The 16,246-nt window shown below is 71.3% G+C and carries 12 protein-coding genes; 3 read left to right on the top strand and 9 right to left on the bottom strand.

What is annotated here, in order from left to right; genetic code table 11:
• The first annotated feature begins 59 nt into the window (after positions 1–59).
• Positions 60–2,231 (top strand): ATP-binding protein, encoded by a 2,172-nt coding sequence (locus tag ACZ5DC_RS18850; protein ID WP_468654018.1) that lies wholly within the window; start codon positions 60–62, stop codon positions 2,229–2,231.
• A 21-nt stretch (positions 2,232–2,252) separates the two neighbouring features.
• Here ACZ5DC_RS18850 and rpsD read toward each other — a convergent pair whose 3' ends face one another.
• From rpsD to ACZ5DC_RS18825, 5 genes are all read right to left on the bottom strand, one after another.
• On the bottom strand, positions 2,253–2,867 hold the full coding sequence (rpsD, locus tag ACZ5DC_RS18845; protein ID WP_366750888.1) for a 30S ribosomal protein S4: 615 nt from the start codon (positions 2,865–2,867) through the stop codon (positions 2,253–2,255).
• Positions 2,868–3,174: 307 nt separating this feature from the next.
• Positions 3,175–4,530 carry a replication-associated recombination protein A gene (locus ACZ5DC_RS18840; RefSeq protein WP_468654015.1) on the bottom strand — a complete coding sequence of 452 codons (1,356 nt, stop codon included), beginning with the start codon at positions 4,528–4,530 and terminating at the stop codon, positions 3,175–3,177.
• Positions 4,531–4,573: 43 nt separating this feature from the next.
• The gene (locus ACZ5DC_RS18835) at positions 4,574–5,230 is read right to left on the bottom strand and encodes a vitamin K epoxide reductase family protein (RefSeq protein WP_366750886.1); all 657 of its coding nucleotides are present in this window, start codon (positions 5,228–5,230) and stop codon (positions 4,574–4,576) included.
• 219 nt (positions 5,231–5,449) lie between these two features.
• Positions 5,450–6,712: a histidine--tRNA ligase gene (gene hisS / locus ACZ5DC_RS18830; protein WP_468654013.1), complete on the bottom strand. Its 1,263-nt coding sequence runs from the start codon at positions 6,710–6,712 to the stop codon at positions 5,450–5,452.
• Between the two features lie 13 nt (positions 6,713–6,725).
• Positions 6,726–7,442 carry an MBL fold metallo-hydrolase gene (locus tag ACZ5DC_RS18825; RefSeq protein WP_366750884.1) on the bottom strand — a complete coding sequence of 239 codons (717 nt, stop codon included), beginning with the start codon at positions 7,440–7,442 and terminating at the stop codon, positions 6,726–6,728.
• 167 nt (positions 7,443–7,609) lie between these two features.
• Between ACZ5DC_RS18825 and ACZ5DC_RS18820 the strand changes: the two genes are divergently transcribed.
• Both ACZ5DC_RS18820 and ACZ5DC_RS18815 read left to right on the top strand, forming a co-directional pair.
• Entirely contained in the window at positions 7,610–8,446 is an 837-nt protein-coding gene (locus tag ACZ5DC_RS18820; protein WP_468654011.1) for a peptidylprolyl isomerase, read from the top strand.
• A gap of 176 nt (positions 8,447–8,622) precedes the next feature.
• Entirely contained in the window at positions 8,623–9,852 is a 1,230-nt protein-coding gene (locus tag ACZ5DC_RS18815) for a DUF349 domain-containing protein (protein ID WP_468654009.1), read from the top strand.
• Positions 9,853–9,942: 90 nt separating this feature from the next.
• Here the strand turns inward: ACZ5DC_RS18815 and relA are convergent, their stop codons facing one another.
• The 4 genes from relA to secD all read right to left on the bottom strand — a co-directional run bounded on the left by relA (position 9,943) and on the right by secD (position 16,240).
• Positions 9,943–12,483, bottom strand: a complete 2,541-nt coding sequence (gene relA, locus ACZ5DC_RS18810; RefSeq protein WP_468654007.1) for a GTP pyrophosphokinase — start codon at positions 12,481–12,483, stop codon at positions 9,943–9,945.
• A 308-nt stretch (positions 12,484–12,791) separates the two neighbouring features.
• Positions 12,792–13,331: an adenine phosphoribosyltransferase gene (locus tag ACZ5DC_RS18805; protein ID WP_468654005.1), complete on the bottom strand. Its 540-nt coding sequence runs from the start codon at positions 13,329–13,331 to the stop codon at positions 12,792–12,794.
• Positions 13,328–14,440 carry a protein translocase subunit SecF gene (secF, locus tag ACZ5DC_RS18800; protein ID WP_366750879.1) on the bottom strand — a complete coding sequence of 371 codons (1,113 nt, stop codon included), beginning with the start codon at positions 14,438–14,440 and terminating at the stop codon, positions 13,328–13,330. Before secF ends, ACZ5DC_RS18805 begins: the two co-directional genes overlap by 4 nt.
• Before the next feature lie 3 nt (positions 14,441–14,443).
• A complete protein-coding gene (gene secD, locus ACZ5DC_RS18795) occupies positions 14,444–16,240 on the bottom strand; it encodes a protein translocase subunit SecD (protein WP_468654003.1) in 1,797 nt (598 codons plus the stop codon).
• Positions 16,241–16,246 lie beyond the last annotated feature (6 nt).

Here is a 16,246-nt window from a genome sequence, read left to right as displayed (position 1 = left end):
GGCGGGGTTGCGGGAATCGATTGTACGCGGTGAACACGGTTCAGTACGCTCCGTGTCCCATGCGAGGTCCTCACAGCCCCGGCTCCCGGGCGGACGGCGATCCGCCCCTCGAACTCACCGCTTTCGTCGGGCGCTCGGCCGAGGCGGCCGGGCTGACGGCGGCGCTCGGCGAGGCACGGCTGGTGACCGTGACCGGGGTGGGCGGGGTCGGCAAGTCCCGGCTGGCCGCACGGGTGGCGGCGCGCTGGGCGTCCACCGGCCGGGCGGGCGCCCCGGTCGTGGGGCGGGTGGAGCTGGCGGCGGTGCGGGACCCGCAGTTCGTGGAGTACGCGGCCGTGGAGGCGCTGGGGCTGACCGACCACACGACGCGCCTGCCCCGTCAGACGCTGCTGGAGCATCTGGCCGGGCGGCGGGTCCTGTTGGTGCTGGACGGCTTCGAGCACCTGGTGGCCGCCTGTGCCGAGCTGACGGCGGAGCTGCTGCGCAGGCTCCCGGAGCTGCGGGTGCTGGCCGTCGGCCGGCGTCCGCTCGGTCTCGCGGGCGAGCGGCTGTTCCCGCTGGCGCCGCTCGGCGAGGACGAGGCGGTGGAGCTGTTCACGGACCGGGCGCGGGCGCAGGGCGTGCCGGTGGCCGACGGCACCGAGGTGCGGGAGCTGTGCCGGCGGCTGGAGGGCATCCCGCTGGCGCTGGAGCTGGCGGCCGGGCGGCTGCGGGCGCTGTCCCCGGCGCAGTTGCTGCGGCGCCTGGACGACCGGTTCCGGCTGCTGACCGGTGGGGGCCGGGACGTGCTCCCCCGCCACCAGACGCTGCGCACGGCGATCGGCTGGAGCCACGAGCTGTGCTCGCCGGCCGAACGGCTGCTGTGGGCACGGCTGTCGGTGTTCGCGCGCTCCTTCGACCTGGAGGCGGCCGAGTACGTGTGCAGCGGGAACGGGCTGGCCGCCGACGACGTGCTGGACGTGCTGTCGGAGCTGCTGGTCCAGTCGGTGGTCTGCCGTGAGGAGACCCCGGCGGGCCCGCGCTACCGGATGCTCGACACCGTCCGGGCCTACGGCGCCGAGTGGCTGGAGGCGACCGGGGACGCGGGCCGGCTGCGCAGACGGCACCGCGACTGGTACCTGGGCCTCGCCACCATGTGCGAGCTGGAGTGGTTCTCGCCCCGGCAGCGTGAGGTGGCCGCGCGGGTCGAGGCGGAGCTGCCGAACCTGCGGACCGCGCTGGAGTTCTGCCTGACCGAGCCGGAGGAGGCGCACCTCGGCCAGCACCTGGCGGGGTCGCTGTGGTTCTGCTGGGTGGGGTGCGGCCGGCTCGCGGAGGGGCGGCGGTGGCTGGAGCGCGGCCTGGAGCTGGACTCGGGGTACGAGCGGTCCCGGCTGAAGGCGCTGTGGGTGCTCGGCTACGTGGCGGTTCTCCAGGGCGACGCCGTACCGGCGCTGCGGGCCCTGCGGATGTGCCGCGAGCAGGCGGAACGGTCCGCCGATCCGGCGGCGGTGGCGTACGCCGAGCACCGCACCGGCTGCCTGGCCCTGGTCACGGACGACATGGCCCGCGCGGAGACGCTGCTGCGGTCGGCGCTGGACCGCTACGGGGAGATCGGCGAGCTGAACAGCAACGTCCTGATGGGCCAGGTGGAACTGGCGATGGCGCGGGCGTTCCAGGGGGACCTGCCGGACGCGGTGCGGCTGTGCGAGGACGTGCGCCGGGTGTGCGAGGACCACGGGGAGCGGTGGGCGCGGTCGTACGCCCTGTTCGTGCTGGCGTACGCGGCCTGGCAGGGCGGTGACGCGGCCCGCGCGCGGGAGCTGCTGACGGACTGCCTGGACAACGCCCACGGCTTCCACGACCTGCTGGGCACGGTGCTGTCGGTCGAGCTGCTGGCCCTGGTGACGGTGACGCAGGGCGATCCGGTGGAAGCGGCGGTGCTCCAGGGCGCCGCCGGACGGATGTGGCCGTCGGTCGGACTGCCGCTGTTCGGCTCGGCCTACTACAACGCGCCGCACGAGCAGTGCGAGACGGCGGCCCGGGAGGCGCTGGGCGACGAGCGGTACGAGGAGTGGGTGCGCCGGGGGGCGCGGCTGGACCGGGAGAGCGCGGTCGCCCGGGCGCTGCGGAAGGACGGACGGCCGCTGCCGGCGCTGCCCGCGCCCCGGGGCCCGGTCCCGCGCACCCGCCCCGGACAGCGCGAACCCGCCGCCTCGCCCACCCGGAAGGGCGGGGAGACGGCGGGCTGAGGACGTACGCCGTGACGAGGGTCAGCGGGCGTAGTACTCGACGACGAGCTGCTCGTCGCAGATGACCGGAACTTCCTTGCGGTTCGGCTCGCGGTCCAGGCGGAACGCCAGGGCCTTGAGGTTCACCTGCAGGTAGCGCGGGATCTCGCCGTCGGGGGCGAAGCCACCCTCACGGGCGATCTGGAACAGCGTCTTGTCCTTGGAGCGGTCGCGGACCTGCACGACGTCGTCCGGACGGACACGGAAGGACGGCTTGTCGACCTTCTGGCCGTTGACCTGGATGTGGCCGTGCACGACCATCTGGCGGGCCTGGTAGATCGTGCGGGCGATGCCCGAACGCAGGACCAGCGCGTCGAGGCGGCGCTCCAGCTCCACGATCAGGGCCTCGCCGGTCTTGCCCTGGACCTTGGACGCACGCTCGTAGGCGCGGACCAGCTGGCGCTCGGAGATGTCGTACTGAGCGCGCAGGCGCTGCTTCTCCAGCAGACGGACCTTGTAGTCCGAGTTCTGCTTGCGGCCGCGGCCGTGCTCACCCGGCGGGTAGGGGCGGGCCTCGAAGTACTTGACGGCCTTCGGGGTCAGCGCGATGCCGAGGGCACGCGACTTCTTGACCTTGGGGCGGGACTGGTTCGCCACTGTCTTTCGTCTCTTTCGTAGTGTTCGGCTCGTCAGTGTTCAGGGAGGTCGCATCCGCAGCCGGGAAAACCCACCGGGTCCGCAGGGGACCTGACGGGCAGCCGCTTCCCTGGTCTGGGCACATACGTGCAGCACGCGAGTGGCCCACCGACCGCTCCCGGGGCTCCGGGGTGGTGGTGGGCTGCCCGCGACACCGTTCGACGGTGCGCGACGCTCCTGGAGCCGGTCCGCGAGGGACCGGGTCTCCGGCCGGCTGTCCCGCTCTGACAGCACGGGACTCAGCACTTCGGGGCAGTCTACAGGGTGCTCAGGACCGCTTGCGACCGAGGCGCTTGCGGGTCCACTCCACGGCGTCCGCGTACCTGGCCTCGGCGCCGTGCCGGCTCGGCGTGTAGTACGCGCGGTCCTTCAGGGCGTCCGGGGCGTACTGCTGCTCGGCGATGCCCTCCGGCAGGTCGTGCGGGTACACGTACCCCTGGGCGTGACCGAGCTTGGCCGCGCCCTTGTAGTGCCCGTCGCGCAGGTGCGGCGGCACCGGTCCCGCCAGGCCCTTGCGCACGTCCTCCAGGGCGGCGCCGATCGCGGTGGTCGCGGCGTTGGACTTGGGGGCGAGGGCCAGGGCGATCGTGGCGTGGCTGAGGGTGAGCGCGGCCTCCGGGAAGCCGATCATGGCGACGGCCTGGGCGGCGGCCACGGCGATGGGCAGCGCGTTCGGGTCGGCCAGGCCGATGTCCTCGCTGGCGGAGATCATCAGGCGGCGGGCGATGAACCGGGGGTCCTCGCCGGCCTCGATCATGCGGGCCAGGTAGTGCAGGGCCGCGTCGACGTCGGAGCCGCGGATGGACTTGATGAGGGCGCTGGCGACGTCGTAGTGCTGGTCGCCGTCGCGGTCGTACGTCACGGCGGCCCGGTCGACCGTCTGCTCCAGCGTCCGCAGGCTGATCGCGTCCTCGCCCTGGTCCAGCGCGGACCCGGCGGCGGCCTCCAGGGCGGTCAGGGCGCGGCGGGCGTCGCCGCCGGCGATGCGGAGCAGGTGCTCCTCGGTGTCCTCTGGGAGGGCGACGGCCTCCTTGAGGCCGCGTTCGTCGCTCAGCGCGCGGCGGAGCAGCGAGCGGATGTCGTCGTCGGTGAGCGGTTCGAGGGTGAGCAGGAGGGAGCGGGAGAGCAGCGGGGAGATCACCGAGAAGTACGGGTTCTCCGTGGTGGCCGCGATCAGGGTCACCCAGCGGTTCTCCACGGCCGGCAGCAGGGAGTCCTGCTGGGCCTTGCTGAAGCGGTGGATCTCGTCCAGGAAGAGGACGGTCTCCTTGCCGAAGGCGCCGGTGGCGCGGCGGGCGCCGTCGATGACCGCGCGGACCTCCTTGACGCCCGCGGTGATCGCGGACAGCTCCACGAACCGCTTGTTCGTCGCCTTGGAGACGACGTAGGCCAGGGTGGTCTTGCCGGTGCCGGGCGGGCCCCACAGGATCACCGAGGACGGGCCGGCCGGGCCGCCGTTGCCCTCGCCGACCAGCCGGCGCAGCGGGGAGCCGGGCCCGAGCAGGTGCTGCTGGCCGACGACCTCGTCGAGGGTGCGCGGGCGCATGCGTACGGCCAGGGGGCTGGCCGCCGGATCCTTCTCCTGGCGGTCTTCTGCTGCTGCGGTGAAGAGGTCGGGTTCCACGCTGAAACCCTAGAACACCGCACTGACAATCCGGCCGGGACCGTCAGCTGGTCCAGAAGTCCCACCAGCGGGTGAGGACGAGCATGCCGATGACGCCGACGTGCACGACCGGCAGCACCCAGGTGAACTCGCCGAAGAAGGACCTCAGCCAGCGCGGGGACGGCAGGAGGCCGTTGCGGACGTTGAAGGAGGTGACGTACCAGAACATGGTGATCGTGGCGACCCAGGCCAGCGAGCACCACAGGCACAGCGCGTTGATCCGGTACAGGGACTGGAACTGCAGCCAGGTGCAGAAGGCCACGCCGAAGAGCGTGCCGAAGTTGAAGGTCAGCCAGTACCAGCGCGGGAACCGGGCGCGGGCCAGCAGGCTCATGCCGACGCAGACGACGATGCCGTAGGCGACGAGGCCGAGCATCGGGTTGGGGAAGCCGAAGGCGGCGGCCTGCTTGCTCTCCATGACGCTGCCGCAGGAGACGACCGGGTTGAGGCTGCACCCGGGGGTGAACGTCTTGCCGGCGACCTTGGCTTCGAGGAGCTTGAACTTGTCGATCGTGATGACCCAGGCGGCCAGCAGTCCGGCCGCGCCGGTGATCACCAGCAGGATGGCGAAGGCGCGGCTGCCGCCCACCGCGCGCGGGGCGTCGGCGGCGCGCTCCGGGCCGGGCTCCGTGGAGACGTCTTTGACTGTCGTCTTGCTCATCACGCCGATTCCGTCACTCGAGACTCGGACCATCTTCGGGCACGGGTCATTGTGCCGCACACGCGTGTGTGCGCACCGTTCGCTCCGCATAAGGATGTGCGTACGACGGGTACCGCCCGCTCGGTTCCGGACAGCGCCGGCCGCCTCGCGCCCTGGTACGGCGAAGGCGCCGGACACCCCCGCGGGGAGGACGTCCGGCGCCCACGCGCGCGTGCGCCGTCAGCCGAGCCGCGCTTCCAGCTCGGCCACGATCTCGTTCACGCCGATCGCCGCCTGTTCGCCGGACTCCATGTCCTTGAGCTGGACGACGCCCTCGGCGAGGTCGCGCTCACCGGCGACGACCGCGTAGCGGGCGCCCGACCGGTTGGCGTTCTTCATGGCGCCCTTCAGGCCCTTGCCGCCGTACGCGAAGTCCGCCGCGATGCCGACCTTGCGCAACTCGGTGACCTTGGCGAACAGCACCCGGCGGGCCTCCTCGCCGAGCGGGACGGCGTAGACGCTGGTCGGCGCCGGGATGTCGAGTTCCACGCCCTCGGCCTCCAGCGCGAGGACCGTGCGGTCGACGCCCAGGGCCCAGCCGACGGACGGCAGCGCGGGACCGCCGATCATCTCGGACAGGCCGTCGTACCGCCCGCCGCCGCCCACCGCGGACTGCGAGCCGAGGCCGTCGTGCACGAACTCGAAGGTGGTGCGGGTGTAGTAGTCCAGGCCGCGTACCAGCTTCGGGTCGTCCTCGAAGGAGACGCCCGCGGCGGTGATCAGTTCGCGGACCTCCTCGTGGTACGCCTTGCACGCGTCGCACAGGTAGTCGCGCAGCAGCGGGGCGCCGGTGAGCTGCTTCTGGACCGACTCGCGCTTGTCGTCGAGGACCCGGAGCGGGTTGATGTCGATGCGGCGGCGCGTGTCCTCGTCCAGGTCCAGGCCGCGCAGGAACTCCTGGAGCGCCGTCCGGTAGACCGGGCGGCACTCCTTGTCGCCGAGGCTGTTCAGCAGGATGCGGAAGTCGCGCAGGCCCAGCGAGCGGTACGCCTGGTCGGCCAGGATGATCAGCTCGGCGTCGAGTGCCGGGTCCTCGGCGCCGATCGCCTCCGCGCCGACCTGGGAGAAGTGCCGGTAACGGCCCTTCTGGGGACGCTCGTAGCGGTAGTAGGAGCCGGAGTACCAGAGCTTGACCGGGAGGTTGCCCGACTTGTGCAGGTTGGCCTCCAGGGCCGCGCGCAGCACGGACGCCGTGCCCTCGGGACGCAGGGCGAGCCTGTCGCCGCCCTTGGTCTCGAAGGCGTACATCTCCTTGGTCACGATGTCGGTGGACTCGCCGACGCCGCGGGCGAAGAGTTCGACGTTCTCGAAGCCGGGGGTCTCGATGTAGCCGTAGCCGGAGTCGCGCAGCGGGGCGGCGATCGCCTCACGGACCGCCAGGTACTTCGCCGAGTCCGGCGGGATCAGGTCGTAGGTGCCCTTGGGGGCCTGGAAGGTGCTCACGGAAGGTCTCTCGTCACATTCCTCGTCGGGGAGCCTCGGCGGCGCCGCGATCTTGGCGGCCCGCGGCCACTTCCCGCAGATAGGGGTTGGTGGCGCGCTCCTGGCCGATGGTCGTCTGGGGACCGTGGCCGGACAGCACCACGGTGGAGTCGTCGAGGGGCAGGCACACACTGGCCAGCGACCGCAACATGTCCTCCATGGATCCGCCCGGCAGGTCGGTGCGTCCGATGGAGCCGGCGAACAGCAGGTCCCCGGAGAAGAACACCGACGGGACGTCGGCGGTCTCGGGCATCCGGAAGGTCACCGACCCCTTGGTATGGCCCGGCGCGTGCGCGACGGAGAACTCCAGGCCCGCCAGGCCGAGGGTGGCGCCGTCCGTCAGCTCCTTGACGTCGTCCGGCTCCCCCACGGTCAGCTCGCCCATCAGCGGCATGCCGATGGAACGGCCGAGCGCCTTCTCGGGGTCGCTCAGCATGTACCGGTCCTCGGGGTGGATCCAGGCCGGGACGTCGTGCGCCCCGCAGACGGGGACGACCGAGGCGACATGGTCGATGTGGCCGTGGGTGAGGACGACGGCGACGGGCTTGAGCCGATGCTTGCGCAGTGCTTCCTCGACGCCGTCGGCGGCCTGGTGGCCGGGGTCGATGATCACGCACTCCTCACCGGCGGCGGGGGCGACGAGATAACAGTTCGTCCCCCAGGCCCCGGCGGGGAACCCGGCAATGAGCACGATCGTCCTTCGTTGTGTCGATTACAGGCGGCTTCCGTCGGAGTCAGAGCCTACCGGCGCTGCCGTTTCCTCAGCGAACCCATATACGGTACGGGGCTACACGCAGCGGTCGGAGCACCAGCACGCACGCGTACCCCGACACACGACACGCATGAGGAGACAACCCGGTGGTCAGCCAGGAGCAGCGGCGGCGTCAGCTCGCCCGGGAGAAGTTCTTGCGGCAGCAGCAGCGGCGCACCGAGGCGCGGCGCAAGGCCCGCCTGCGCAACTCCGTGATCGCGTCGGTACTGGGCGTGGTCGTGATCGGCGGTGTCGCCCTGTACACGACCGGGGCGCTGAAGGACGACGGCGGCAAGAAGGAGAACGCGAGCGCCGAGGTCACCCCGGGCGCCAGCCCGAGCGCGGCGCCGACCAGCAAGGCCCCGGACCCGTGCGCTAAGCCGGCGGCGGGCTCGGTGGAGAAGCTGAGCTGGAAGAAGGAGCCGGCGATGACGATCGACACGTCGGCGGCGTACACGCTGAAGCTCGCGACGACGTGCGGTGACATCGGCGTCGCGCTGAAGACGGCGGCGGCCCCGCACACGGTGAACTCGTTCGACTTCCTCGCGGGCAAGGGCTACTTCGACCACACCAAGTGCCACCGCCTGACCACCCAGGGCATCTACGTCCTGCAGTGCGGCGACCCGCAGGGCACCGGCATGGGCGGTCCCGGCTACACGCTCCCGGACGAGAACCTCAAGGACAAGAGCCTGAAGAACAACATCTACCCGGCGGGCACGGTGGCGATGGCCAACACCGGCCAGAAGCACACCGGCGGCAGCCAGTTCTTCCTCGTCTACAAGGACAGCCAGCTGCCGCCGAGCTACACCCCGTTCGGCACGATCGACGCGGCGGGCATGAAGGTGCTGAACAAGATCGCCGCGGCCGGCGAGAGCACGGGCGCCGGTGACGGTGCGCCGAACGCGACGGTCGTGATCAACAAGGCGACCGTCAGCAAGTCCTGAGGCCGCCCGGCACCAAGTCCTGAGGTCAACGGGGGCCGGGAACGGCCGACTGCCGAATTTCGGTCGCGCTGGATGCGGACAGGCAACCCGCTGGTCGCCTATGTTGGCCGTGACGAAACTGTGGACGATGCCCGGGGGCGCTGAGGCCCCCGCGGGCATCATGTGGAGGAGGCGCTGTGAGCAGCGACCCGTGGGGCCGCGTCGACGAGACGGGGACCGTGTACGTGCGTACGGCCGACGGCGAGAAGGTCGTCGGTTCCTGGCAGGCCGGCTCCCCCGAGGAGGCGCTTGCCTACTTCGAGCGCAAGTACGAGGGCCTGGTTGTCGAGATCGGCCTCCTCGAGAAGCGAGTGCGGACCACCGACCTGTCGGCGAAGGACGCGCAGGCCGCGATCGACCACCTGCGCGAGCAGGTGGACGCGCACCACGCGGTCGGCGACCTGGAGGCGCTGCGGGGGCGGCTGGACAAGCTGGTCGCGACCGTCGAGGCGCGCCGCGAGGAGCGCAAGCAGCAGCGGGCCCGGCAGTCCGACGAGGCCCGCAAGGCCAAGGAGGACCTGGTCGTCGAGGCAGAGCAGCTGGCGCAGTCCGACCAGTGGCGGGCCGCCGGAGAGCGGCTGCGGGCGCTGGTGGACACGTGGAAGGGGCTGCCGCGCCTGGACCGCAAGTCCGACGACGAGCTGTGGCACCGCTTCTCGCACGCCCGGTCGGCGTTCTCCAAGCGCCGCAAGGCGCACTTCGCGCAGCTGGACGCGCAGCGCGAGGAGGCCCGCCGGACCAAGGAGCGGCTGGTCACGGAGGCCGAGGCGCTGTCGGACTCGACGGACTGGGGTCCCACGGCCGCCCGGTACCGCGAGCTGATGGCGGAGTGGAAGGCCGCGGGCCGCGCCCAGCGCGAGCACGAGGACGACCTGTGGAACCGCTTCCGCGGCGCCCAGGACGTGTTCTTCGCCGCCCGCAGCTCGGTCTTCGCCGAGCGGGACGCGGAGCAGTCGGAGAACCTGAAGCTGAAGGAGGAGCTGGCCGAGGAGGCCGAGAAGCTCCTGCCGGTCACCGACCTGAAGGCCTCGCGGGCCGCCTTCCGCTCGATCAACGAACGCTGGGAGGCCATCGGTCACGTGCCGCGGGACGCGCGGCCGAAGGTCGAGGGCCGGATGCACGCCGTCGAGCGGGCTATCCAGGAGGCCGAGGAGGCCGAGTGGCGCCGGACGAACCCGGAGGCACGCGCGCGTGCGGAGGGTCTGACCGGTCAGCTCCAGGCCGCCGTGGACAAGCTGAGGGCGCAGATCGAGCAGGCGCGCGCCCAGGGCAACAACGCCAGGGCCGACAAGTTGGAGAAGGAGCTGGAGGGCCGTCAGGCGCTGCTGGACCAGGCGCTGAAGGGCCTTCAGGAGTTCGGCGGCTGAAACCCATCCCCGTCGCATGGCGAAGGGCCCCGTACGAGGCGTACGGGGCCCTTCCCCTGCGCGGGGGCCCGGCGCGGGGCCGGAGCCGTCCTACGAGCGGGTGCGGCCGGAGGTCACGCGGTAGACGTCGTACACGCCCTCCACGCCCCGGACCGCCTTCAGGACGTGGCCGAGGTGCTTCGGGTCGCCCATCTCGAAGGTGAAGCGGGAGGTGGCCACGCGGTCGCGGGACGTCTGGACTGCCGCCGACAGGATGTTGACGTGCTGGTCGGACAGGACCCGGGTGACGTCCGAGAGCAGCCGGGAGCGGTCCAGCGCCTCGACCTGGATGGCGACCAGGAAGACCGAGGACTGGGTGGGCGCCCACTCGACGTCCAGGATGCGCTCGGGCTCACGGGACAGGGAGTCCACGTTGACGCAGTCGCTGCGGTGAACCGATACGCCGCTGCCGCGCGTGACGAAACCGATGATCGGGTCGCCGGGCACGGGCGTACAGCAGCGGGCCAGCTTGACCCACACGTCCTCGACGCCCTTGACGACGACGCCCGGGTCGGCGCTGGAGCGGCGCTTGCGGCCCCGGGTGCGGGACGGCGGGACCGTCTCGTCGATCTCCTCGGTGGCGGCCTCCTCGCCGCCGAGGGCCTGGACGAGCTTCTGCACGATGTTCTGCGCGGAGACGTGGCCCTCGCCGATCGCCGCGTACAGGGCGGAGATGTCCGAGTAGCGCATCTCGTGCGCGAGCGTGACGAGCGAGTCGCCGGTGAGGATCCGCTGGATCGGCAGGTTCTGCTTGCGCATGGCCCGCACGATGGCGTCCTTGCCCTGCTCGATCGCCTCGTCCCGGCGCTCCTTGGAGAACCAGGCACGGATCTTGTTGCGCGCCCGCGGTGACTTGACGAAGCCGAGCCAGTCCCGGGACGGGCCGGCGCCGGCCGCCTTGGAGGTGAAGACCTCCACCAGGTCGCCGTTGTCCAGGGTGGATTCGAGCGGTACGAGACGGCCGTTGACCCGCGCCCCTATGGTGCGGTGGCCGACCTCGGTGTGGACGGCGTACGCGAAGTCCACCGGGGTGGCACCCGCCGGCAGCGCGATGACGTCGCCCTTGGGGGTGAAGACGAAGACCTCGTTGCGGGACAGGTCGAAGCGCAGGGACTCCAGGAACTCGCTCGGGTCCTCGGTCTCCTTCTGCCAGTCCAGCAACTGCCGCAGCCAGGCCATGTCGTTGAGGTGGTCGTCCTTGCCCTTGCCGGACGACTTCGGCACGTCGGTGCGGACCTTGGAGGCACCGGCCACGGCCTCCTGCTTGTACTTCCAGTGCGCGGCGATGCCGTACTCGGCGCGGCGGTGCATGTCGAAGGTGCGGATCTGCAGCTCGACCGGCTTGCCGTTGGGTCCGATGACCGTCGTGTGCAGCGACTGGTACATGTTGAACTTGGGCATCGCGATGTAGTCCTTGAACCGGCCGGGGACCGGGTTCCACCGCGCGTGCACCGTGCCGAGGGCGGCGTAGCAGTCGCGGACCGTGTCGACGAGGACGCGGATGCCCACCAGGTCGTAGATCTCGGCGAAGTCGCGGCCCCGCACGATCATCTTCTGGTAGACGCTGTAGTAGTGCTTCGGGCGGCCGGTGACGGTCGCCTTGATGCGGGCGGCGCGCAGGTCGGCCTGGACCTCGTCGGTCACTATGGCCAGGTACTCGTCACGCTTCGGCGCCCGCTCGGCCACCAGCCGTACGATCTCGTCGTACATCTTGGGGTAGAGGATCGCGAACGCGAGGTCCTCCAGCTCCCACTTGATGGTGTTCATGCCCAGGCGGTGGGCGAGCGGCGCGTAGATCTCCAGCGTCTCGCGCGCCTTCTTCTCCTGCTTCTCGCGCTTGAGGTAGCGCATGGTGCGCATGTTGTGCAGGCGGTCGGCGAGCTTGATGACCAGGACGCGGGGGTCCTTGGCCATGGCGACGACCATCTTGCGCACCGTCTCGGCCTGCGCGGCCTCGCCGAACTTGACCTTGTCCAGCTTGGTGACGCCGTCGACGAGCAGGGCCACGACGTCGCCGAAGTCGCGGCGCAGGTCCTCCAGCCCGTACTCGGTGTCCTCGACGGTGTCGTGCAGCAGCCCGGCCATCAGCGTGGCCGGGTCCATGCCGAGCTCGGCGAGGATGGTGGTGACGGCGAGCGGGTGCGTGATGTACGGGTCGCCGCTCTTGCGCTTCTGGCCGCGGTGCCAGCGTTCGGCGACCTGGTAGGCGCGTTCGATCTGGCGCAGCGTGGAGTTCTCGATCTTGGGGTCGTTGCTGCGCACTATCCGCAGCAGCGGCTCCAGGACCGGGTTGTACGGGTTCGCGCGCTGGACGCCGAGGCGGGCGAGGCGGGCCCGGACGCGGTTGGAGGAGCCGGTGCGGGTGGGCGGCGTGGCCGGCTGGCGGACCACGGGCGGCTGCGCCGGGCGCTCGGGAGGGGCCGGCTTGGGGCGCGCGGACTCGCCGCTCTTCTCGACGGGCGCGGACTGGGCGCGCTGGACCGTCCCGCGGGTGTCGTTCTTCACGTGGGAAGCGTTCGGCGCGGGCTTCGCCGCGGCGGCCGAGGCGGACTCGGGCTTGGCGGCGGTCAGTGGCTGGGCCTCGTCTGGCAAGAGGGCTCCTCGTGCGCGATCCGGGTCCCCGGTCAGGCTCCGGAAACCCCATGGTAGCGATCCGGCGCCCGGTCATCCCCCGCAGGCGGGTGTGAGGACCGTGTACCCCTGCAACGCGGGAGGCCACCGGGGGATTCCGGGAGGTGTCCTCGGGAGGGTCTCCGGGTGTGCGGCGCGTGTCCGTACGGCGCGGCGGCCGCGGTGGGGTGTGGCGCTACGACGACGGCCGCCCCGGTGTTCCCGGGGCGGCCGTCGTGCCGTGCGGACCGGTCGGACCTGACCGGCGTGTGTCAGACCTGTCAGACCTGTCAGACCTGGAGCAGGGCCGTGAGCGGGGCTCCGGCGAGGGCCGGCTCCAGCCGGGAGCGGCCGTCCAGGAAACCCAGCTCCATCAGGACCGCGAGGCCGGCGACCTCGGCGCCCGCGCGGTGGATGAGCTGGATCGCGGCCTCGGCGGTGCCGCCGGTGGCGAGGACGTCGTCCACGATCAGGACGCGGTCGCCGGCGACCAGGTCCTCCGCGTGCACCTCGATCTCCGCCGAGCCGTACTCCAGGTCGTACGCCTGGCGCAGGGTGGCGCCGGGCAGCTTGCCCGCCTTGCGGACGGGGATGAAGCCCAGGCCGGCGCGGACGGCGACCGGGGCGCCGAGGATGAAGCCCCGGGCCTCCAGGCCGACGACCTTGGTCGCGCCGGTGCCGGCGGCGATGCCGGCCAGCTCGTCGGTGAGCGCGGTGAAGGCCGCCGGGTCGGCCAGGAGCGGGGTGATGTCCTTGAACGTCACCCCGGGCTCCGGGTAGTCGACGACGTCACGGATGCGGCTGAGCAGCAGCTCCTGGATGTCGGTCATCGGCGCTTCCCCGAGGTGCGGCCGCGGCCCCGGCCACGGGAGGCGGGCTGGTTGCGCGGGCCCACCACGGCGGGAGCGGCGTCGTCGGCGTCGTCATCGGCGCCGCCCCGGGTCTCCGCGGCGAGGTCCCCCTCCGTGCCGGCCTGGGCGCGCTTGGCCAGGACCCGCTTGGTGAGGGCCTTCATCGCGGGCTCGCGCTCCTTGAGGTCGGCGACGAGCGGCGTGGCGATGAAGATCGACGAGTAGGCGCCGGCCGCGAGGCCGACGAACAGCGACAGGGAGATGTCGTTGAGGGTGCCCGCGCCGAGGAAGCCGCCGCCGATGAAGAGCAGACCGGCGACCGGCAGCAGGGCGACGACCGTGGTGTTGATGGAGCGGACCAGGGTGCCGTTGATCGAGCGGTTCGCGATCTCGCCGTAGGTGAACCGGGTCTGCTTGGTGATGTCCTTCGTCTGCTCCTTGAGGCTGTCGAAGACGACGACCGTGTCGTAGAGCGAGTAACCGAGGATGGTCAGCAGACCGATGACCGTGCCGGGCGTGACCTCGAAGCCGACCAGGGCGTAGATACCGGTCGTGATGGTGATGTCGTGGATCAGCGCGACCAGCGCCGCGATGGCCATCCGCCACTCGAAGGCGATCGCCAGGTAGATCACCACGAGGACCATGAAGATCCCCAGGCCCTCCCATGCCTTGTTGGCGATCTGCTCGCCCCAGCTCGGGCCGACCAGGTCGGCGGCGAGCTTCTCCGGGTCGAGGTTCAGGTCCTTGGCCAGCTCCTGCTTGATCTTGTCGGACTGGCCGGTGTCGATGCCGGCGATCTGGATGCGCAGGCTGCCGTTGCCGAGCTTCTGCACGACCGCCTGGTGGCCGGAGGCCGTGTTGGCGTAGTCCTCCGCCTGGGCCACCGACGTGCTCATCTTCGTGGGCGTCGTGAAGACCGCGCCGCCCTGGAACTCGATGCCCATGTTCAGGCCGCGCACCGCCAGGCCGAGGATGGCCGTGATGGTGATCAGGATCGAGACGCCGTACCAGATCTTGCGCTTGCCGACGAAGTCGTAGGAGATCTCGCCGCGGTGCAGTCGAGCGCCGAGGTTGCCGAGTTTCGACATCGCTCACGCCTCCTTCGGGTCGACAGGGCCGGCGACGGGTCCGGCGGGACGGCGGGTGCGGCGCAGCGGCGGCTTGGCACCCAGGCTCTTCGGGTCGAGTCCGGACCACTTGTGGCCGCTCGCGAAGAACCTGCGGCGGGCCAGCAGCGTCATCAGCGGCTTGGTGAAGAGGAAGACGACGACCACGTCGAGGAGCGTGGTGAGGCCCAGGGTGAAGGCGAAGCCCTGCACCTTGCCGACCGTGACGATGAACAGCACCGCGGCGGCGAGGAACGACACGAAGTCGGAGACCAGGATGGTGCGCCGGGCGCGCGGCCAGGCCCGCTCGACGGCGGGACGCAGCGTGCGGCCCTCACGGATCTCGTCCCGGATGCGTTCGAAGTACACGATGAACGAGTCCGCGGTGATGCCGATGGCGACGATGGCGCCGCAGACGGCGGGCAGGTTCAGGGCGAAGCCGATGGCCGGGCCGAGCAGCGACATGATCACGTAGGTGAGGATCGCGGAGACCACCAGGGAGGCCATGGCCACGAGGGACAGGCCGCGGTAGTAGACCACCAGGTAGATCACGACCAGCGCGAGACCGATCGCGCCGGCGAGCAGACCGGCGTGCAGCTGCTCACCGCCGAGCGCGGCGGTGACGGTGGTGACGGACTGCTCCTGGAAGGACAGCGGCAGGGCGCCGTACGACAGCATGTTGGCGAGGCTCTGCGCCTCCTCCTGCTTGAAGCTGCCGGAGATCTCCGCCTGGCCGCCGGTGATGGCCGAGCTGACGTACGGGCTGGAGACGACCTGACCGTCGAGGACGATGCCGAACTCGTTCTGCGGGGGCTGGTTCTTGGCCAGCTCGCCGGTGATGTCGGAGAACTTCTTGGCGCCGCTGCCCGTGAAGGTCATCTGGACCTGCCAGCCGGCGGCGCCCTGGGTGTCGAAGACCGCCTGGGCCTTCTTCACCTCGGTGCCGTCCACGGCGGCGGGGCCGAGCAGGTACTTGTACCAGGCCTTGTCGATCTCGCCGCAGGCCACGGTGGACTCGCCGGGCTTGGCGTTCTTGCCGGCGTTGGCGCGGTCGGTGGGCTTGCTGCAGTCCAGGGCCGCGTACTGGGCCTGGAGCTTGGAGTCCGTGTTCGTGCCGCCGCTGGGGCTGGCCGAGGGGGTGGCCGACGGCTTGCCGCTGCCGGAGGCGGAAGCGCTCGGCGAGGGAGTGGAGTCGGCCTTCAGCGCGTCGCTGACGGCGCGGCCCTGGGAGGTCGCCGTGGCCGAGGGGGACGCGGAGCCGGACGAGCCGGACGAGGCCTTCTGCTGCGAGGAGGCGCTGGACGACGGGCTCGTGCTCGGCTTCGGCGAGGAGCCGCCGCTGGGGGACGCGCTCGGCGAGGGGCTCTGCGCGGCGGCGCCGGTGGGCTGGCTGGCCAGGACCGGCCGGAAGTACAGCTTGGCGGTGGTGCCGACCTGGTCCTGGGCCTCCTTGGAGTTGGTGCCCTTGGGGATGTTGACGATGATGTTGTCGGTCCCCTGGGTCTGCACCTCCGCCTCGGAGACGCCGAGGCCGTTGACACGGCGGTTCATGATGTCGACCGCGGTGTCCATGTTGGCCTTGTTGATCGCGGACCCCTGGTCGGCCTTCGCCTTGAGCGTGATGCTCGTGCCACCGGCGAGGTCGATGCCGAGACGCGGAGTGGTGTGCCCGGAGAGGAACATCCCCCCGGTGAGCGCCACGATGGCGATCAGGATGAGGGCCAGCGAGCGCCCTGGCTTGCTCTGGGCGCTCGCGCTTCGGCCCCTCTTAGGTGCTGCCACCTTCTC

This window comes from Streptomyces sp. NPDC031445, from assembly GCF_055581365.1.
This window is presented reverse-complemented; position numbering and strand designations above follow the sequence as displayed.